Origin of the sequence: Phenylobacterium sp., assembly GCF_965284355.1 — a bacterium.
Lineage (GTDB): Bacteria > Pseudomonadota > Alphaproteobacteria > Caulobacterales > Caulobacteraceae > Phenylobacterium.
Map to the genome: position 1 here is coordinate 4,621,051 of NZ_OZ260078.1, position 16,976 is coordinate 4,638,026.

Below are 16,976 nucleotides of genomic sequence, written 5' to 3' on the forward strand. Positions count from 1 at the left end.
ACGAACGACTGCCCTGGACTATATGAGGGCGCAAGCGGCTTCGACCAAGAGGCCATGCGCTCAGAACGGTTTGATGACCTCAACGCTCCCTCCTCGTGTCGTCTACGCTGAACAGCCCGGGCAGTCGCGGGGCCGCAAGGTCCCGGAAGCGGCGAGCCGGACCCGAACCGACTTCGCCCGCGACCGCGACCGCATCATCCATTCGACGGCTTTCCGGAGGCTGAAGGAAAAGACCCAGGTCTTCGTGGCGCACGAGGGCGACCACTTCCGTACGCGCCTGACCCACAGCCTGGAGGTGGCGCAGATCGCACGTTCGCTGGCCACCGCCTTGGGCCTTGACGCCGACCTCGCCGAGACCATCGCCCTGGCGCACGACCTGGGCCATCCGCCCTTCGGCCACGCCGGCGAGGACGAGCTGCAGGTCCAGATGCAGGGCTATGGCGGCTTCGACCACAACGTGCAGACGTTCCGGGTCGTGACCAAGCTGGAGCGGCGCTATCCCCGGTTCGACGGCCTGAACCTGACCTGGGAGACCCTGGAAGGTGTGATCAAGCACAACGGGCCGGTGATCGACCAGCTGAGCAAGCCGTCCTGGAGCGCGATCTCGGAGTTCGATGGGCAGTATGGCCTCCGCCTCGACACCTGGGCGTCGGCCGAGGCTCAGGTCGCGGCTCTGTCGGACGACATCGCCTACAACAATCACGACGTCGACGACGGCGTCTTGGCCGGCCTGTTCAACCTGGATGAGCTGGCCGAGGTGCCGCTGATCGGGCCGCACATTCGCAGCACCTGGGCCGACTATCCCGCCTGTGAACCCGGCATCGTGCGGCTGGAGGCCGTGCGCCGGATGATCGGGGCCATGGTCGACGACGTGATGGCCGAAACCCGTCGCCGCGCCGAGGCCGGCCAGGTGGGCACGGCCGAGGACGTCCGCATGCTGGGCCACGCCCTGGTGTCGTTCTCGCGCGACATGGTCGAGGACCTGGCGGTCCTGCGCCGCTTCCTGATGGAGCGGATGTACCGGCACTGGAAGGTCAACCGCACCCGCAGCCAGGCGCGCCGCATCCTGGCCGAGATGTTCCAGTTGTTCATGGCCGAGCCCGACGTGCTGCCGGCCGAATGGTTCGCCCGCGCCCAGCATCGCGACGAGGCCGGGCGGGCGCGGGTGGTCTGCGACTACATCGCCGGCATGACCGACCGCTTCGCCATCGAGGAACACAAGAAGCTGTTCCACCTCGACGTCTGGAACTGACCGCCTTGGACATGCTGATCGTCAGGGCGCCGATGTACCACTCGCCGGGCGACGAGGCGGCGTTCGCCGGCTGGCTGAAGCGTATCCGGGCGGTGAACGGCGTGCAGACCCGCGGCCAGAACCTGCATATCCAGCTGCGGCCGGGGAAGGTCTCGACGGACGAGCAGCGCGAGTTCCGGGCCCTTTTTCATCGCTACGGCATGGACACCAGCGAGATCGAGGAATTGGGGCGGCGATAATCCCTTCCCTCCCTTGATGGGCAGGGACTGCTCGCTGGAAGGGAGCAGGGTGATGGCGTGGGGGCCATACTCCTGCCCCATCGCCTTATCCACACTTCCTCACCCTGGCCGCTTCGCGGCCTGTCCCTCCCCATCAAGGGAGGGAATAAGCTCACCACTCTGCGCACTTGATTCGCCTCGGAGCCTTCGCGATGTCCGACCATGAGCGCGGCGCCTATACGCCGCCGCACGCCGACGCTCCGCTGAGCTTCGATCCGCGCCAGCCCGTGCGCGGCGCCCGGCCGATCCCGCTGACGTTGATCCTGTCGGTTCTGGTGCTTGCGGCGCTGGTGGCGGCGATCCTGTGGTTCTACCAGTCGGGCGTGCGTCAGGCGGGCGAGGCGCCGCAGACGGTGGGCGCCCCGGTGGCCGGCATCAAGGAAGCCGCCAAGGCCGACGCCCAGCCGCAAGACCCCGCCGCGGGCCTCCAGATCTACCGCTCGGACGAGACCGCGGGCCAGCTGCAGACCCTGCCGGCCGAACCCAAGTTCACCCCGCCGCCCGAAACGCCGCAGGCGCGTCCGACGACGCCGATCGTGGTGACCCAGGCTCCGCCCGTGCAGGCCGCGCCCGCCAAGGTCGCGCCGCCGCCGGCCGCGACCCAGGCGGCGCTGAAACCCGCCATCCCGGCCGCGGCGCCGGCGAAGGCCGCCGCGCCGCCGGCGCCGAAGGTCGCTGTCGCGCCTGCGCCACCCCCGAAGGCCGCGCCGCCGCCGCCGGAGAAGAAGGCGCCTGAACCCAAGGCCGTCGCGTCTGCCGGCGGTGCGCGCGTGCAGGTGGGGGCCGTCTCGTCCACCGCGCTGGCCGACAAGGCCTGGAGCGACGCCGTGGCCGCCGCGCCCGGCCTCGGCGCGGGCAAGGGCAAGGCCGTAGAGAAGATCGAGGGCGGCACGCTGTACCGCACGTTCGTCACCGGCTTCGCCTCTCGCGGCGACGCGCAGGCGTTCTGCGCCAGGCTCCAGGCCGCCGGGAAGAGCTGCTTCGTCCGGTGAGCGCCGGCGCCTGCATCCTGGGCTGTTCGGGACCTGTCCTGACCGCGCCGGAGCGGGCGTTCTTCGCCGAGGCGCGGCCGTGGGGCTTCATCCTCTTCGCGCGCAACGTCGAGACCCCTGAACAGGTGCGGGCGTTGACTGCGTCGCTGCGCGAGACGGTGGGGCGGGCTGACGCCCCCATCCTGATCGACCAGGAGGGCGGCCGCGTGCAGCGCCTGGGGCCGCCGCATTGGGGGCGCTATCCGTCCGGCCGCGCCTACGGCACGCTGAAGGCCGCCGATCCCCTGTTCCGCCGAGAGATCGCACGCCTGGGTGGGCGGCTTCTGGCGCACGACCTGGCCGCCGTTGGGATCAACGTCGACTGCCTTCCCGTCCTGGACGTCCCGGCGCCCGGCGCGCACCAGGTGATCGGCGATCGGGCCTATGGCGACACCCCCGACGAGGTGGCGCTCCTGGGCCGCGCCATCGCAGAGGGCCTGCTGGCCGGCGGCGTGCTGCCGGTGATCAAGCATATCCCCGGGCATGGCCGCGCACAGGCCGACAGCCACCTCGAGCTGCCAGTGGTCGCGGCCGGGTGGGACGAGTTGGACGGGCGCGACTTCGCGCCGTTCCGGGCCCTGTCGGACATGCCGATGGCGATGACCGCCCACGTCGTCTACGCAGCCATCGACCGCAAGCGCCCGGCCACGACCTCGCGCAGTGTCATCCGGACCGCAGTGCGTGGCGCGATCGGCTTCAACGGACTGGTGATGACCGACGACCTGTCGATGAAGGCGCTGCAGGGCGGCTTGCGCGAACGCGCGGCCGATGCGCGGGCCGCTGGCTGCGACGTGGTCCTGCACTGCAACGGTAATCTGGCCGAGATGTCTGCCGTGGCCGACGGGGCAGGGCGGTTGCGCGGCCGAGCGGCCCGGCGGGCGGAGGCGGCGCTGGCGCGGCGGCCGAAAGCTGTGGAGCCCTTCGATGCGGCGGCAGGCCGCGCTCGCTTCGACTCCGCGTTTGAGGGAAGGTTCGCGGCATGAGCGGCGGATTCCAGCCATCCCTCGACTTCGCGGCCGCGGCCACCGCCGCCGAGGACGGCGAGGCGCTGATCATCGACGTCGAGGGCTACGAAGGCCCTCTGCACGTGTTGCTGGCGCTGGCCCGCACCCAGAAGGTCGACCTGCTGAAGCTGTCGATCACCAGGCTGGCCGAGCAGTACCTGGTCTTCGTGCAGGAGGCGCGGCGTCGCCGCTTCAGCTTGGCGGCCGACTACCTCGTGATGGCGGCGTGGTTGGCCTACCTGAAGTCGCGCCTGCTGCTACCCAAGCCCGAGCAGCCCAAGGCCGAGGAGGCGCCCGCCGAGGAGATGGCCGCACGGCTGGCCTTCCGCCTCGCCAAGCTGGAGGCCATGCGCGACGCCGCCGAACGCCTGCGCACGGCGCCGCAGCTGGGCCGCGACGTATTCGGGCGGGGCGACCCCGAGGCCATCCGCATCGTCCCGTCGGGGCGGATCGAGGGCGACCTCTACGGCCTGATGAGCGCCTACATCGGCCAGCGCCAGAAGGAGGCGCAGCGCAGCTACAAGCCCGCCGTCCCGCAAGCTTACCCGCTGGAAGACGCGCGCGACCGCCTGCGCCGCCTGCTGCCCGACCTGGACCGCTGGACGCCGTTGACGGGCGTCGCCCCGATGGGCACGCCGACGGCCGGGCCGACCCGCGCGTCGTATGTGGCCTCGACGTTGTCGGCCAGCCTGGAGCTGGTGAAGGAGGGCGCGCTCGAGGCCCGGCAGATCGAGGCCTTCGCCGACATCTACCTGCGCGCCAAGAAGGGGGAGGCGACGGCTTGAGCGACGCCCTGGAGACTGCCCGCGAGATCGAGGCGTTGCTGTTCGCGGCCGCCGGGCCGCTGACCGAGGCCGACCTAGCCAAGCGTCTGACAGAGGGCGCGGACGTCGTGGGCGCGCTGGCCCTGCTGGCGCGACGGTATGAGGGCCACGGAGTCGTGCTGGCCAACGTGGCGGGCGGCTGGCGCTTCCAGACCGCCGAGGATCTGGCCTGGCTGATGACCGAGGAGCGCGAGGAGCCACGCCGGCTCTCGAAGGCTGCCCAGGAAACCCTGGCAATCATCGCCTACCATCAGCCCGTGACCCGCGCCGAGATCGAAGCGGTGCGCGGGGTCCAGGCCAGCAAGGGCACGCTGGATGTCCTGCTGGAGCTGGGTCTGGTGCGGATGCGGGGCCGCCGCCGCACGCCGGGCCGTCCCGTCACCTACGGCACGACGGACGCCTTCCTTGAGCATTACGGGCTCGCGACGCTGGGCGACTTGCCCGGAATGGCGGAGATGAAGGCGGCGGGCCTCCTGTCGCTGGACCTGCCACCCGACTTCGTGGTGCCCAATCCCGACGCCCCGATCACCGACGAGGACCCGCTGGACGCCGACGCGCCGGAATTCCATGTCGATTTTCTGAGCGAGGATTCCGTTCCCTGATGGGAGGGACGTTGGCTTGCCGGCCACGGAACGACTATATAGCCCCTGAGATTACGGACCCGCGCCGTTGGGGTGGGGTCCAAGGAGAGTTCAGCGCATGGGCGCCCTCAGCATTTGGCATATCGCTCTCATCGTCGTCGTCGCCGCGGTCTTGTTCGGCGGCCGGGGCAAGATCTCCAGCCTGATGGGCGACACGGCCAAGGGCATTCGCGCGTTCCGCGACGGCCTGAAGGGCGACGAAGGCACGGAAGAGGCCAAGAAGACTCTTCCGGCCGACGAGAAGGACAGCACGCGCGCCTGATCGGCCGTGCGGCAAAGGTAATTGCGCCGGCTGCCTTGCCGCGGCCGGCGCTTCTCATTAGGCGTCCCTGATGCTTCCCGAAATCGGCGGACTGGAATGGCTCGTCATCGCGATCGTCGCGCTGGTCGTGATCGGCCCGAAGGACCTGCCGGTGATGATGCGGCGGATGGGCCAGTACATGGCCAAGCTGCGCGGCATGGCCAACGAGTTCCGCGCCAGCTTTGACGAAATGGCCCGGCAGTCCGAACTGGACGACCTGCGCAAGGAAGTCGAAGCCATGCGGCGCGGCCAGTTCGGCAGCACCGACTTCGGCGCCGACATGAGTTCCACCGTCAGCGAGATCGAGCAGTCGATGGCCGACGTGGGCGTCCAGTTGCACCCGCCCATGAGCTACCAGTACGACACCTCGACCGCGCCGCCGCTGGAGATCTCCGAGGCGCCGGCGCCTGAGCCGAAGCCGAAGACGCCGCGGGCGAAGAAGGCGGCCACCGTCGCCGAGGCCGGAGTGGCCGAGACCCCGCCCGCCCCGAAGCCCAAGCGCGTCGCCAAGGCCAAGGTCGCACCGCCGACCGTTGAAGCCCCCCGGCGCAAGCGGGCGCCCAAGACCGTCGAGGGCGGCGCGTGAGCGACTACGACGACTCCGAAATCGAGGCCTCGCGCGCCCCGCTGCTGGACCACCTGATCGAGCTGCGGAAGCGGCTGATCATCTGCGTGGCCGCGATCATCCTGGGCTTCGCGATCTGCTTCACATTCTCGCAGCAGATCTACACGGTGCTGTTGCACCCCTTCAAAATGGCCGCGCAGATGTATGCGGCGACCGGAAAGGGCCATGGCGGCGCGGGTCCCTTCGATCTGCTGTTCGTCCTCATCGGGCTCAAGGCGGCCCCGGCGGCTACGGGCACGCTGGAACTGATGTTCACCGCGCCGCTGGAGTTCTTCTTCACCAAGCTGAAGCTCGCCGGCTTCGGCGCCGTGATCCTCACCTTCCCGGTGCTGGCCTGGCAGGTCTACGCCTTCGTGGCGCCGGGCCTCTACAAGCGCGAACGCCACGCGTTCCTGCCGTTCCTGGTGGCGGCGCCCGTGCTGTTCTCGATGGGCGCTGCGCTGGTCTACTACATCATCCTTCCGTTCGTGCTGTGGTTCTCGCTGAGCCAGCAGATCATGACCGAGGGCATTGCGGTGCAGCTGCTGCCGAAGGTGTCGGACTACCTGACGCTGGTCACCACGCTGCTGCTCGCCTTCGGTCTCTGCTTCCAGCTGCCGGTCGTGCTGACCCTGCTGGGCCTGGCCGGCATCGTGAACTCAGCGATGCTCTGGAAGGGCTGGCGCTACGCCGTGTTCGCCGTCGTGGTGGTGGCCGCCATTGTGACGCCGCCCGACCCGATCAGCCAGCTGCTGCTCGCGACCCCCATCATCCTGCTTTACTTCATCTCAATCGGCTGCGTGAAGCTCATCGAGATGCGCCGAAAGAAGGAAGACGAAGCCGCCGGGACGGACGTCGCTTCCCTCCCTTGATGGGGAGGGACAGGCGGCGAGAGCCGCCAGGGTGAGGGAGCGTCGATCCTCCCCACCCGCTGAGTTCTGGCCCCAACTGCCTCACCCTGGTCGCTGGCGCGGCCTGTCCCTCCCCATCAAGGGAGGGAAGGGCTTGGCCGGTCCTTCGACGCGCTCTAGAGAAACCGCTTCCCTCATCCCCAGCGGCGCCCATGCACGACATCCGAGCCATTCGCGAAACCCCCGAGCTTTACGAGAAAGCCTGGGCGGTGAAGGGCTCGTCCGGGAAGGTGGCCGAGATCCTGGCGCTGGACGCCACGCTGCGCGCCGCCCAGACGGCGGGGCAGGCGGCCCAGGCCGAGCGCAACGAGGCCTCGAAGAAGATCGGCCAGGCCAAGGCCCAGAAGAACGAGGCCGAGGCTCAGGCCCTCATGGCTCAGGTCGAGGCGCTGAAGGCCGGCCAGGCCGAGCACGCCGAGACCGAGCGCGTTACGGCTGAGGAACTGCGCGGCATCCTCGCCTCGCTGCCCAATATCCCGTTCCCCGACGTGCCGGTCGGCGCCGACGAGCACGACAACGTCGAGGTCCGCCGCTGGGGCGAACCCTTCGCGATCTCGAACCCCAAGGACCACGTGGATCTGGGCGAAAGCCTGGGCCTGCTGGACTTTGAGGCCGCCACCCGGATGTCGGGCGCGCGCTTCACGGTCCTGAAGGGCCAGCTGGCGCGGCTGGAACGCGCCATTGGCCAGTTCATGCTGGACCTGCAGACGCAGGAGCACGGCTACCTGGAGGTGGCGCCGCCGCTGCTGGTCAACGACGCGGCCGCTTACGGCACCGACAAGCTGCCCAAGTTCGCCGAGGACCTGTTCCAGACCACGGACGGCCGCTGGCTGATCCCGACCGCCGAGGTGCCGCTGACCAGCCTGGTCATGGACCAGATCGTGGCCGAGGAGGAACTGCCGCTGCGCTTCACCGCGCTGACGCCCTGCTTCCGCTCCGAGGCCGGCGCCTCGGGCCGCGATACGCGCGGGATGATCCGCCAGCACCAGTTCAACAAGGTGGAGCTGGTCTCGATCGTGGCCCCGGAGAAATCCGAGGAAGAACATGAGCGGATGGTGGGCTGCGCCGAGGCGGTGCTGAAGCGCCTGGAGCTGCCGTTCCGCACCATGCTGCTCTGCACGGGCGACATGGGCTTCGGCGCGCGTAAGACCTACGACCTCGAGGTCTGGCTGCCCAGCCAGGGCAAGTACCGCGAGATCAGTTCGTGCTCGAACTGTGGTGATTTCCAGGCCCGACGTATGGATGCGCGCGCGAAGAAGGCCGGCGAGAAGGGCACCCGCTTCGTCCACACGCTGAACGGCTCGGGTCTGGCCGTCGGGCGCACCCTGGTGGCGATCATGGAGAACTACCAGGACGAGGGCGGTCGGATCGCCATTCCGCAGGCGCTGCACCGGTATCTGCCGGGGCTGATGCACATCGGGGGTGAGTCATGAGTATCCCTCCCCTTCATGGGGAGGGTGGCGAGCGAAGCGAGACGGGTGGGGAAGTCACGATCCTCCCGGTCTTCAGCACTCGGGCCCACACTTCCCCACCCTGGCCGCTTCCGCGGCCTATCCCTTCCAATAAAGGGGAGGGATGATGCGCATCCTCCTCACCAACGACGACGGCATCCACGCTGACGGCCTGGAGGCGCTGGAGCGGATCGCAGCGCAGCTGTCGGACGACGTCTGGGTGGTCGCGCCGGAGTACGAGCAGTCGGGCGCCAGTCGGGCGCTGACGCTGGCTGACCCGATCCGCGTGCGGCAACTTTCCGAGCGCCGTTTCGCCACCACCGGCACCCCCACCGATTGTGTGATGCTGGGCGTCAACGATCTGATCCCGGGACCGAGGCCGGACCTGGTGTTGTCGGGTGTGAACCGCGGCGCCAACCTTGCCGAGGACGTGACCATGTCGGGCACGGTGGCCGGCGCGATCGAGGGCATGGCCCTGGGCGTGCCGTCGATCGCGCTGTCGCAGATGGGCTTCTATGAGGAGGGGACCAGCTTCGAGGCGTCGGAGACGTTCGGCCCCGGCATCATCAAGAAGCTGTTCGAGCTGGGCTGGCCCAAGGACGTGGTCCTGAACGTCAACTTCCCGAACGGGCCCATCGAGAACATCAAGGAAGTCGAGGTCACCCGGCAGGGCTTCCGTGACTTCCAGATCCGCCACAACGAGAAGCGGACCGACCTGCGCGGCCGCGAGTACTACTGGGTGGGCTTCCAGCCGTTGCGCTCCAACCCGGCCGAGGGCACAGACCTGCGCGCGCTGTACGAAGGCCGCATCTCGGTGACTCCGCTCCACATCGACCTCACCCATGCCGCCACGGTCCACGACCTGAAGGGCAAGCTGGGTGGCGTCCCGCCGAAAGTCTGAGATGGCGGATCCTGACGACAATCCCGAAACCCAGATGGCGCGCCTGATCCTGGCGCTCCGCAGCCAGGGCGTGACCGAGCCCAAGGTGCTGACGGCCATTGAGACGACGCCTCGGCCGCTGTTCACCCAGGACCTGTTCAAGGACCGCGCGTTCGAGGATTCGGCCCTGCCCATCGCCTGTGGCCAGACCATCAGCCAGCCGTTCGTGGTGGGCCTGATGACCCAGGCGCTGAAGATCGACCGGCGCGACCGGGTGCTCGAGATCGGCACCGGCAGCGGCTACCAGACGACGATCCTCTCGAAGTTGGCCCGGCTGGTCTACACGGTCGAGCGGTACCGGACGCTGATGAAGGAGGCCGAGAGCCGCTTCAAGACGCTGGCCCTGACCAACATCATCACCCGGTTCGGCGATGGCGGCGAGGGTTGGCCCGAGCAGGCGCCTTTTGACCGCATTATGGTCACGGCGGCGGCGCCAGGAGAGCCCAAGGCTCTGCTCTCGCAGCTGAAGCCGACAGGGGTTCTTGTGGCGCCGATCGGGAAGGGGCCGGTTCAGGTTCTGCGCCGCTACACCGGCGACGGGCAGGGCGGGTTCACCGTGGAGGACCTGATCGACGTGCGTTTCGTGCCGCTGCTGGACGGCGTGGCGAAGGAACTCTGACCTTTTCGTGTTCGCGTTGCGACGGGTTGCGGGTTGGCGGGGGCGTCGGCACGCGGCCACTATTCACCCTTACGCCCCGCTTGATTCTGTGAGCTACCCGGAGCGGCGATGCCTCAACTGTTCGAACGCACGGCCCTGATCCTCCTGGCCACAACGGCGCTGACGACCGCGTCGGCCCATGCCCAGGCGCCCGCGGCCGACGCCGCGCTGGCGCCGCTGCTGCTCATTGCGCCGGCCGCCGATGGCGCGGTCGCTGCGACGGGCGAGGACGTGGCCGCCCGCGCGAAAGGCCGCGCGTCGTCGTCGACCTATACGGTGCGCAAGGGCGACACCCTGGCCGAGATCGCCGACCGGATGAACGTCACGATCGAGGCGGTGGCCAAGGCCAACGGACTGAAGAAGCCCTACCGGCTCCAGCCCGGCCAGAAACTGAAGAACCCCAAGGCCGCCCAGGCGGCTCCCGCCCGCAAGCCGCGGTCCGAGTCCGGCGCGTCAGGCGGGACCTATACGGTGAAGTCCGGCGACACCCTGTTCGCCATCGCGCAACGCAACGGCACAACGGTGGAAGCCCTGCGCGCCGCCAACGGCATGGGCCGCAGCACATCGCTGGTCCCCGGTCGCAAGTTGAAGCTGCCCGGCGGGGCGAATGAACCCGAGGTCGCTGACGCCCCGGAAGAAGACGCCGAACTGGCCGAACGCATGGCCAACGCCGCCTCGCCCCGCAACGAGCCGCGCGCGCCATCGGCGTCCGAGGCCACCGGCGAGCGGGTTTCGACCGAGCGCCAGGTGACCGGCCGGGTGGTCTCGATCGACGTCCCGGGCAAGGCCTACAAGGTCAAGAAGGGGGACACGTTGGAGCGGGTGGCCAACCGGCTGGACAGCGATGTGGCCGAACTCGCGCGCCTCAACAAGCTGAAGAAGCCCTATCGGCTGCAGCCCGGCCAGACGATCCGGGGCCCGGGAACCTCGGCCAAGGGCTATGTCGTGGGCCGCGGCGACACGGTCGCCGAGATCGCCCAACGCTTCAGCGTGACCGAGGCCCAGCTGCGCAGCGCCAATGGCCTGCGCCGCGGCGCCAGCGTCGCGCCGGGCCGCCGCCTGCGGCTGCCGGCTGGCTATCGCGATCGCGGCCCGATCACGACCACCGTACGCACGCCGGAGGCGGCTCCGCGCACCGCGCCGCCCACGACCGTCGAGACGCCGACGCCGCGCCAGCCTCCGTCACGACCGACGCAAAACGCGCTGCCCGACCAGCCGCAGCCTTATCGCCCGTCGCCGGGAGTCACGCCCGGATCGGCCCAACCCTATCGGCCGTCGCCCGGCGTCGCCCCGGGGCAGACCCCGTTCCCGCGCACCGGGCCTGTCGCCGGTGCGCCCGTGGCCTCGCCGCCCGTGTCCGACGCCCAGATCAGCGAAATGGGCCGTGGCCTCTTCGTCTGGCCGATCCAGGGGCAGGTGATCTCGGGCTTCGGCGGGCGAGGGCAGGGGCCGCGCAACGACGGCCTCAATATCCGCGCCAACCTCGGCGACGCCGTCCGTTCGGCGGCCTCGGGCGAGGTGGTCTATGCGGGCGACCAGGTGCCGGGCTTCGGCAATCTCGTGCTGATCAAGCACGCCGACGGCTGGGTGACGGCCTACGGCCACCTGAGCCGCATCGAAGTGCGGATGCAGCAGAAGGTGACCCAGGGCCAGTCGATCGGCCAGGCCGGGACCACCGGCGGGGTGTCCGAGCCGCAGCTGCACTTCGAGGTCCGCTACGCGCCGACCCCGCAGGAACGCGCCCGGCCCGTGGACCCGGCGCTGGTGCTCCCCCGCTAAGCCTTGGACGTCAGGTCGAGGGCGCTGTCGGTGACGCCGCCCTGTTCGACGCGCACACCCAGGTAGCGCATCACGCCGTCCTTGAAGCTGATGTCGGTGACCGCCAGGTCACGATCGCGCTTGAGATGGCTGACGTCGCTGAGCGTCAGGCGTAGCAGCATGTCGTCGCGCTTCACGCCGTCAGCCTCGGCCGCCTCGATCTGCTTGCGGAAGTGGGCGGACGCCGGGCCGCGGCGGGCGGGTTCGCGAGCCATGACCTTACGCCGCGTTGAAGAAGCCGTGCTCGCCGACGACGCGCACGAGGCAGGGCTGGCCGGCGTCCTGCGCGACGCGGGCTTTGCGGTTGGCGGCGGCCTTGGCCACTTCCTTGTCCGGGCTGGCGTCGGTGATTTCGCCCAGATACTCGACCGCCCAGCCGCCCGGGTGGCGCACCACGGTGAAGACGGCGCGTTCGGGTGCGTTTCTCATGCGGTCAGGCTCCAGGTTGCCGCGGAGCGCCTGGCAGGCGTTCGACGCGGCGCGCCAATCTATAGTCAAAGCGTCACAGAGTCCCTCTCGTTGAGCCGTATTCCGCATGTTCTTGCGAGGGATGCCAAAATCTCGTAAGTTGGAGAGATCGAATATCGCACTGGCTCGCGAAATTTCTCCACGGAACTTCCAGAAGTTTCCTAGGCAGATATGCCCACGACCCTCTCCGAGATTTTGATGCGAACGCCGCTCTGCGGCGGAAATTATTTGCACCCGGAAAGGGAACAAAAATGGCTACCGGTACTGTGAAGTGGTTCAACGGAACCAAGGGCTTCGGCTTTATTCAACCCGACGACGGCGGCGCGGACGTGTTCGTGCACATCTCGGCGGTTGAGCGCGCGGGCATGAACGGCCTGAACGAAGGCCAGAAGGTCTCCTTCGAGCTCGAGCGCGACAAGCGCAGCGGCAAGATGTCGGCGGGCCAGCTGCAAAGCGCCTGAGCCACGACGGCTGACGCAAGGACGAGGCCGGCGCGTGCGCCGGCCTTTTTCTTTGCGCGCTCGGCTAGAGCGGCAGGCCCTTGCCCAGTCCCCCCGCCAGGTCGCGGATGAACTGCCAGGCGACGCGGCCTGACCGGGCGCCGCGCAACTGCGACCACTGCAGGGCCCGGCGATCCAGGTCCGGGACCTGCAGGTCGAACTGGGCGGCATAGGCGTTCACGGCCGCCAGGTAGTTGGCCTGGTCCATCGGCGGGAAGCCGATCCAGAGGCCGAAGCGATCCGAAACGCTGACTTCCTCCTCGGCGTCCTCGGCGGCGGCGACGAGGCCGCGATCCTCCTGATGGGCGCGCGGCATCAAATGGCGGCGGTTCGACGTGGCGACGAACAGCACATTGGCGGGCGGTCCTGAGACGCCGCCCTCCAGGGCGGATTTCAGCGCCTTGGCCGCAGCCGCCCCCTCCTCGAACGACAGGTCGTCGCAAAGCACCACGAAGCGCTCGGGTCGGGCCCGCAGTTCATCGAACAGCGCGGGCAGGGCGGTGACCTGGTCGCGGTCGACCTCCACCAGCTTCAGGGCGTCACCGGCGACCGCCATGAACGCCGCCTTGGCCAGCGAACTCTTTCCCGTGCCACGAACACCCCACAGCAAGGCGTGGTTGCTGGGCAGGCCCCGGGCGAAGCGGTCCAGGTTCTCGACGAACCGCGCCTTCTGCCGTTCGACGCCCACTAGGCTGTCCAGCTCCAACGGGTAGTCGGGCGCCGGGTGGAAGGCGCCGGTCGCGGGATCGTGCCGAAAAAGGCGCGCGCCGGTGAAGTCGGCGGCCGCTTGCGGAGGCGGCGCGAGCCGTTCCAACGCCTCGGCGATGCGGGTCAGCAGGGGTGTGACGTCTCGCTCCATACCGTGGCGCCTATCACACGCCCTGGTTCCATTGCAAAAGCAGGGCTCTGCGCATAGCTTCCGCCGACTTTCGCGGGCGCCCATATGCGAGCGGCGCCCGTCGCGCATTTTCGGAGAGGCCATGTTCGCCACCCCTGCCTACGCCCAAGCCGCCGGCGCCGCCGCCGCAGGCCCCGAGGCGCTGCTCATGCAGTTCCTTCCGCTCGTCGCCCTGGTGATCCTGTTCTACTTCCTGATGATCCGGCCGCAGCAGCGCCGGATGAAGCAGCATCAGGCCATGCTGGCGGCCCTGAAGCGCGGCGACACGGTCACGCTCTCGTCCGGCGTAAGGGGCAAGATCGTCCGGGTGGAAGACGCCGAGGTCGGCCTTGAAATCGCCACGGGGGTCACGGTCAAGGTGGTCAAGTCGATGATCGCCAACGTCGACGCCAAGGGCGCGCCCGCGCCCGCCAACGACTCCAAGGCCTAAAGAACTCCGACGATGGTCAGCATCTCCCGCTGGAGGATCATCCTCGTCGTTCTGTCGCTGGTGTTCGGGGTGCTCTTCGCCCTGCCGAACGCCCTGCCGCAGGACGTCCGGGAGAGTCTGCCGGGCTTCATGCCCAAGAAAGTGATGAACCTGGGTCTCGACCTGCAGGGGGGCTCGTACCTCCTGCTTGAGGTCGACACCGAGGCGCTGCGCGTCGAGCGCCTGACCAACATGGTCGAGGATGTCCGGACCAGCCTCCGCGAAGAACAGATCCTGTTCAGCGACCTGGGCGTGGTGAACGGCGGCGTGAACGTCCGCATCACCGATCCGACCAAGACCGAGGCCGCGACCAAGCTGCTGCGGGACTCGATCGGGGCGCCGATGGCTGGCACGACCGGAGGCCGGGACATCACCGTCCAGAGCCAGCCGGGAGGGCAGCTGCGGCTGACCTTCGTGCCGGACGCGCTCCGGGCGGAAGCCGCGCGCGCGGTGGAGCAATCGCAGGAGATCATCCGCCGCCGGATCGACGAACTCGGCACCCGCGAGCCCACGATCCAGCGCCAGGGCACGAACCGCATCGTGGTGGCCGCGGCGGGCGAGAGCGATCCTGAGCGGCTGAAGGCCGTCCTGGGCCAGACCGCGAAGCTGACCTTCCACCTGGTCGACGAGGGCGTCTCGCCCGAGGAGATCATGGCCGGGCGCATCCCGCCGGGCCGCATGCTGATCCAGGGCGGGTCCGCAGGCGATCCGCCGATCGTCGTCGAGCGGCGCTCGCTCGTCACCGGCGAGATGCTCACCGACGCGCAGGCCGGCTTCGACCAGCTGAACGGCCAGCCGAACGTGAACTTCCGCTTCAACGGCCTGGGCACTCGCCGCTTCGGCGAGGCCACCACGGCCAACGTGAAGAAGCGTTTCGCGATCGTCCTCGACAACAAGTACATCTCGGCGCCCGTCATCAACGAGCCGATCACCGGCGGCAGCGGACAGATCAGCGGCAACTTCACCACGGAGTCGGCCAACGACCTGGCGCTAGTGCTGCGCGCCGGCGCCCTGCCGACCCGGCTGAACGTGGAAGAGCAGCGCACCGTCGGCGCCGAGCTGGGGGCCGACGCTATCGCCGCCGGCCAGATCTCGGCCATCGGCGCGTTCGTGCTGGTGCTGATCTTCATGGTCGTCGCCTACGGGTGGCTGTTCGGCGGCGTCTCGATCATCGCGCTGATCGTCAACGGTCTCCTGATCGTGGGCGCCATGTCCATGACCCAGGCCACGCTCACGCTGCCCGGCATCGCCGGCCTGATCCTGACCCTCGCGGTGGCGGTCGACGCCAACGTGCTGATTTACGAGCGCATGCGCGAAGAGTACCGCAATGGCCGCTCGCTGATCACCGCCATGGACGCCGGCTTCAACCGCGCCATGCTGACCATCTTCGACGCCAACATCACCCACCTGGGCGCGGCGACGATCATGTTCAGCCTGGGGGCGGGTCCGGTGAAGGGCTTCGCCTGGACCCTGGCCATCGGGGTGTTCACCTCGGTGTTCACCGCCGTGCTGGTGACTCAGGTGCTGCTGGCCTTCTGGCTGAAGGTCGCGCGGCCCAAGACCCTGCCTATCGAACGAGCGCCCGCATGAGCAAATCCGAATCTCGCTGGTGGCCGCTCATCAAGCTGCTGCCGTCCAAGACCAACTTCCGCTTCATGCGGTTCGCCAAGGTCTACGGGGCGGTCTCGCTGATCGCGACGATCGCGGCCGTGATCCTGACGCTCTATCCCCTGACCCCGCCCTGCGGCGGGCTGAACTGCGGCGTCGACTTCCGGGGCGGCACGCTGCTCGAGTTGACGACCAAGACCCCCGCCGACCTGTCTAAGATCCGCGAGACGCTGAGCGCCCGCCAGTTGGGCGACGTGCAGGTGCAGGCCTTCGGCAGTCCGATGGACGTGATGGTCCGCTTCGAGACCCCGGAGGGCCAGAACCCAGCTCTGGTGGTCGGAGGCGCAAAGCAGGCGCTGGTCGCCGTTCTGGGCGACGTCCAGTTCAAGCGCACCGAGGTGGTCGGACCCAAGGTGTCGGGCGAGCTGTTCCGTAACGGCGTGCTCGCGCTGGCGCTGGGCATCGGCATGATGATGACCTACATCTGGTTCCGGTTCGGGCTGACGTTCGGCGTCGGCGCGGCCGCGGCCCTGTTGCACGACGTGCTGCTGACCTTCGGTCTGTTCGCCGTGACCGGCATGGAGTTCTCCCTGAACACCGTGGCGGCCATCCTGACCATCATCGGCTACTCGGTGAACGACACCGTGGTCGTGCTGGACCGGGTTCGCGAGAACCTGCGCAAGTACAAGCGCATGCCGCTGGCCGACGTGATCGACCTGTCGATCAACGAGACCCTGTCGCGAACGGCGATCACGGGCGTCACCGGACTGATGGCCCTGGGCGTGCTGGCTGCGTTCGGCGGCGAGTCGCTGTTCGGCTTCTCGATCGCGATGATCTTCGGGATCGTGGTCGGCACCTACTCGTCGTTCTTCGTCGCCGCCGTGGTCCTGCTGTGGCTGGGCGTCAAGCGCGGCGACGAGGCCGAGGTCCTGAAGCCGGTCGACGCCCGGCCCTAGGCCATGGCCCGCAACGCGCCGACGATCGACGCCTATGGCGATGGCGGCTTCCGCCTCGCCGGGGCCAGGCATGACGGCTCGGTGCTGATCGTGAGGGATGAACCCCACAGCTGGGGCGTGAAGGCCATGGCCGATCTTACCCTGGCCGATTTCGCGACCGTCATCGAAGCCGGCGCGGCGGATGTCGAGTTCGTCCTGCTGGGCACCGGGGCCCGCAATGCGCTCCCCTCGCGAGAGATCCGCGACGGCCTGCGCGCGGCGGGCATGGGGCTCGAGTTCATGGACACCGCCGCGGCGGCCAAGCTCTACAACCTGCTGACCTCCGAGGGCCGCCGGCTGGCCGCCGCCCTGATCGCCGTCTGAT

At 68.9% G+C, this 16,976-nt stretch carries 21 protein-coding genes; 18 read left to right on the forward strand and 3 right to left on the reverse strand.

The window, feature by feature from the left end; genetic code table 11:
* Positions 1 to 73: 73 nt before the first annotated feature.
* The 13 genes from ACQ66R_RS22725 (at position 74) to ACQ66R_RS22785 (ending at position 11,674) form a co-directional block, all read left to right on the forward strand.
* The gene (locus ACQ66R_RS22725; protein ID WP_430425818.1) at positions 74 to 1,252 is read left to right on the forward strand and encodes a deoxyguanosinetriphosphate triphosphohydrolase; all 1,179 of its coding nucleotides are present in this window, start codon (positions 74 to 76) and stop codon (positions 1,250 to 1,252) included.
* An 11-nt stretch (positions 1,253 to 1,263) separates the two neighbouring features.
* On the forward strand, positions 1,264 to 1,491 hold the full coding sequence (locus ACQ66R_RS22730) for a hypothetical protein (protein ID WP_430425820.1): 228 nt from the start codon (positions 1,264 to 1,266) through the stop codon (positions 1,489 to 1,491).
* A gap of 191 nt (positions 1,492 to 1,682) precedes the next feature.
* A complete protein-coding gene (locus ACQ66R_RS22735) occupies positions 1,683 to 2,522 on the forward strand; it encodes an SPOR domain-containing protein (RefSeq protein ID WP_430425822.1) in 840 nt (279 codons plus the stop codon).
* Positions 2,519 to 3,544, forward strand: a complete 1,026-nt coding sequence (nagZ, locus tag ACQ66R_RS22740; protein WP_430425824.1) for a beta-N-acetylhexosaminidase — start codon at positions 2,519 to 2,521, stop codon at positions 3,542 to 3,544. Before ACQ66R_RS22735 ends, nagZ begins: the two co-directional genes overlap by 4 nt.
* On the forward strand, positions 3,541 to 4,350 hold the full coding sequence (locus tag ACQ66R_RS22745) for a segregation and condensation protein A (RefSeq protein ID WP_430425826.1): 810 nt from the start codon (positions 3,541 to 3,543) through the stop codon (positions 4,348 to 4,350). The genes nagZ and ACQ66R_RS22745 overlap by 4 nt, the downstream gene beginning before the upstream one ends.
* On the forward strand, positions 4,347 to 4,991 hold the full coding sequence (scpB, locus tag ACQ66R_RS22750) for an SMC-Scp complex subunit ScpB (protein WP_430425828.1): 645 nt from the start codon (positions 4,347 to 4,349) through the stop codon (positions 4,989 to 4,991). Before ACQ66R_RS22745 ends, scpB begins: the two co-directional genes overlap by 4 nt.
* A 97-nt stretch (positions 4,992 to 5,088) precedes the next feature.
* Positions 5,089 to 5,292 carry a twin-arginine translocase TatA/TatE family subunit gene (locus tag ACQ66R_RS22755; protein WP_430425830.1) on the forward strand — a complete coding sequence of 68 codons (204 nt, stop codon included), beginning with the start codon at positions 5,089 to 5,091 and terminating at the stop codon, positions 5,290 to 5,292.
* Between the two features lie 70 nt (positions 5,293 to 5,362).
* Positions 5,363 to 5,917, forward strand: coding sequence for a Sec-independent protein translocase protein TatB (tatB, locus tag ACQ66R_RS22760; RefSeq protein WP_430425832.1), 555 nt, complete (start codon positions 5,363 to 5,365; stop codon positions 5,915 to 5,917).
* Entirely contained in the window at positions 5,914 to 6,807 is an 894-nt protein-coding gene (tatC, locus tag ACQ66R_RS22765) for a twin-arginine translocase subunit TatC (protein ID WP_430425834.1), read from the forward strand. Before tatB ends, tatC begins: the two co-directional genes overlap by 4 nt.
* Positions 6,808 to 6,998: 191 nt before the next feature.
* Entirely contained in the window at positions 6,999 to 8,279 is a 1,281-nt protein-coding gene (gene serS / locus ACQ66R_RS22770; protein WP_430425836.1) for a serine--tRNA ligase, read from the forward strand.
* Positions 8,280 to 8,424: 145 nt separating this feature from the next.
* Positions 8,425 to 9,198 (forward strand): 5'/3'-nucleotidase SurE, encoded by a 774-nt coding sequence (surE, locus tag ACQ66R_RS22775; RefSeq protein WP_430426391.1) that lies wholly within the window; start codon positions 8,425 to 8,427, stop codon positions 9,196 to 9,198.
* Position 9,199: 1 nt separating this feature from the next.
* On the forward strand, positions 9,200 to 9,856 hold the full coding sequence (locus ACQ66R_RS22780) for a protein-L-isoaspartate(D-aspartate) O-methyltransferase (RefSeq protein ID WP_430425838.1): 657 nt from the start codon (positions 9,200 to 9,202) through the stop codon (positions 9,854 to 9,856).
* A gap of 108 nt (positions 9,857 to 9,964) precedes the next feature.
* Positions 9,965 to 11,674, forward strand: a complete 1,710-nt coding sequence (locus ACQ66R_RS22785) for a LysM peptidoglycan-binding domain-containing protein (protein ID WP_430425840.1) — start codon at positions 9,965 to 9,967, stop codon at positions 11,672 to 11,674.
* On the opposite strand, the gene ACQ66R_RS22790 is transcribed toward ACQ66R_RS22785, so the two are convergent.
* Positions 11,671 to 11,928: a hypothetical protein gene (locus tag ACQ66R_RS22790; RefSeq protein WP_430425842.1), complete on the reverse strand. Its 258-nt coding sequence runs from the start codon at positions 11,926 to 11,928 to the stop codon at positions 11,671 to 11,673. The genes ACQ66R_RS22785 and ACQ66R_RS22790 overlap by 4 nt on opposite strands.
* A 4-nt stretch (positions 11,929 to 11,932) precedes the next feature.
* Positions 11,933 to 12,142 (reverse strand): hypothetical protein, encoded by a 210-nt coding sequence (locus ACQ66R_RS22795; RefSeq protein ID WP_430425844.1) that lies wholly within the window; start codon positions 12,140 to 12,142, stop codon positions 11,933 to 11,935.
* A gap of 290 nt (positions 12,143 to 12,432) precedes the next feature.
* Here ACQ66R_RS22795 and ACQ66R_RS22800 point away from each other — a divergent pair, with 290 nt between their 5' ends.
* Positions 12,433 to 12,642 (forward strand): cold-shock protein, encoded by a 210-nt coding sequence (locus tag ACQ66R_RS22800; protein ID WP_293363756.1) that lies wholly within the window; start codon positions 12,433 to 12,435, stop codon positions 12,640 to 12,642.
* A gap of 64 nt (positions 12,643 to 12,706) precedes the next feature.
* Here ACQ66R_RS22800 and ACQ66R_RS22805 read toward each other — a convergent pair whose 3' ends face one another.
* Positions 12,707 to 13,540: an ATP-binding protein gene (locus tag ACQ66R_RS22805; RefSeq protein ID WP_430425846.1), complete on the reverse strand. Its 834-nt coding sequence runs from the start codon at positions 13,538 to 13,540 to the stop codon at positions 12,707 to 12,709.
* 121 nt (positions 13,541 to 13,661) lie between these two features.
* Between ACQ66R_RS22805 and yajC the strand changes: the two genes are divergently transcribed.
* The 4 genes from yajC to ACQ66R_RS22825 are packed head-to-tail and all read left to right on the forward strand — an operon-like array spanning position 13,662 to position 16,975.
* Positions 13,662 to 14,009, forward strand: a complete 348-nt coding sequence (gene yajC, locus ACQ66R_RS22810) for a preprotein translocase subunit YajC (protein WP_430425848.1) — start codon at positions 13,662 to 13,664, stop codon at positions 14,007 to 14,009.
* Between the two features lie 12 nt (positions 14,010 to 14,021).
* Positions 14,022 to 15,638, forward strand: a complete 1,617-nt coding sequence (gene secD, locus ACQ66R_RS22815; protein ID WP_430425850.1) for a protein translocase subunit SecD — start codon at positions 14,022 to 14,024, stop codon at positions 15,636 to 15,638.
* Positions 15,635 to 16,612 carry a protein translocase subunit SecF gene (secF, locus tag ACQ66R_RS22820; RefSeq protein WP_430425852.1) on the forward strand — a complete coding sequence of 326 codons (978 nt, stop codon included), beginning with the start codon at positions 15,635 to 15,637 and terminating at the stop codon, positions 16,610 to 16,612. Before secD ends, secF begins: the two co-directional genes overlap by 4 nt.
* Before the next feature lie 3 nt (positions 16,613 to 16,615).
* Entirely contained in the window at positions 16,616 to 16,975 is a 360-nt protein-coding gene (locus ACQ66R_RS22825; protein WP_430425854.1) for an Mth938-like domain-containing protein, read from the forward strand.
* The last annotated feature ends 1 nt before the right edge of the window (position 16,976 follow it).

Bases quoted from the DNA above. Each gene is read 5' to 3' on its own strand.
- ACQ66R_RS22725 (WP_430425818.1), top strand. From the start codon at position 74: ATGACCTCAACGCTCCCTCCTCGTGTCGTCTACGCTGAACAGCCCGGG.
- ACQ66R_RS22730 (WP_430425820.1), top strand. From the start codon at position 1,264: ATGCTGATCGTCAGGGCGCCGATGTACCACTCGCCGGGCGACGAGGCG.
- ACQ66R_RS22735 (WP_430425822.1), top strand. From the start codon at position 1,683: ATGTCCGACCATGAGCGCGGCGCCTATACGCCGCCGCACGCCGACGCT.
- ACQ66R_RS22745 (WP_430425826.1), top strand. From the start codon at position 3,541: ATGAGCGGCGGATTCCAGCCATCCCTCGACTTCGCGGCCGCGGCCACC.
- ACQ66R_RS22755 (WP_430425830.1), top strand. From the start codon at position 5,089: ATGGGCGCCCTCAGCATTTGGCATATCGCTCTCATCGTCGTCGTCGCC.
- tatB (WP_430425832.1), top strand. From the start codon at position 5,363: ATGCTTCCCGAAATCGGCGGACTGGAATGGCTCGTCATCGCGATCGTC.
- serS (WP_430425836.1), top strand. From the start codon at position 6,999: ATGCACGACATCCGAGCCATTCGCGAAACCCCCGAGCTTTACGAGAAA.
- surE (WP_430426391.1), top strand. From the start codon at position 8,425: ATGCGCATCCTCCTCACCAACGACGACGGCATCCACGCTGACGGCCTG.
- ACQ66R_RS22780 (WP_430425838.1), top strand. From the start codon at position 9,200: ATGGCGGATCCTGACGACAATCCCGAAACCCAGATGGCGCGCCTGATC.
- ACQ66R_RS22785 (WP_430425840.1), top strand. From the start codon at position 9,965: ATGCCTCAACTGTTCGAACGCACGGCCCTGATCCTCCTGGCCACAACG.
- ACQ66R_RS22790 (WP_430425842.1), bottom strand. From the start codon at position 11,928: ATGGCTCGCGAACCCGCCCGCCGCGGCCCGGCGTCCGCCCACTTCCGC.
- ACQ66R_RS22795 (WP_430425844.1), bottom strand. From the start codon at position 12,142: ATGAGAAACGCACCCGAACGCGCCGTCTTCACCGTGGTGCGCCACCCG.
- ACQ66R_RS22800 (WP_293363756.1), top strand. From the start codon at position 12,433: ATGGCTACCGGTACTGTGAAGTGGTTCAACGGAACCAAGGGCTTCGGC.
- ACQ66R_RS22805 (WP_430425846.1), bottom strand. From the start codon at position 13,540: ATGGAGCGAGACGTCACACCCCTGCTGACCCGCATCGCCGAGGCGTTG.
- yajC (WP_430425848.1), top strand. From the start codon at position 13,662: ATGTTCGCCACCCCTGCCTACGCCCAAGCCGCCGGCGCCGCCGCCGCA.
- secD (WP_430425850.1), top strand. From the start codon at position 14,022: ATGGTCAGCATCTCCCGCTGGAGGATCATCCTCGTCGTTCTGTCGCTG.
- secF (WP_430425852.1), top strand. From the start codon at position 15,635: ATGAGCAAATCCGAATCTCGCTGGTGGCCGCTCATCAAGCTGCTGCCG.
- ACQ66R_RS22825 (WP_430425854.1), top strand. From the start codon at position 16,616: ATGGCCCGCAACGCGCCGACGATCGACGCCTATGGCGATGGCGGCTTC.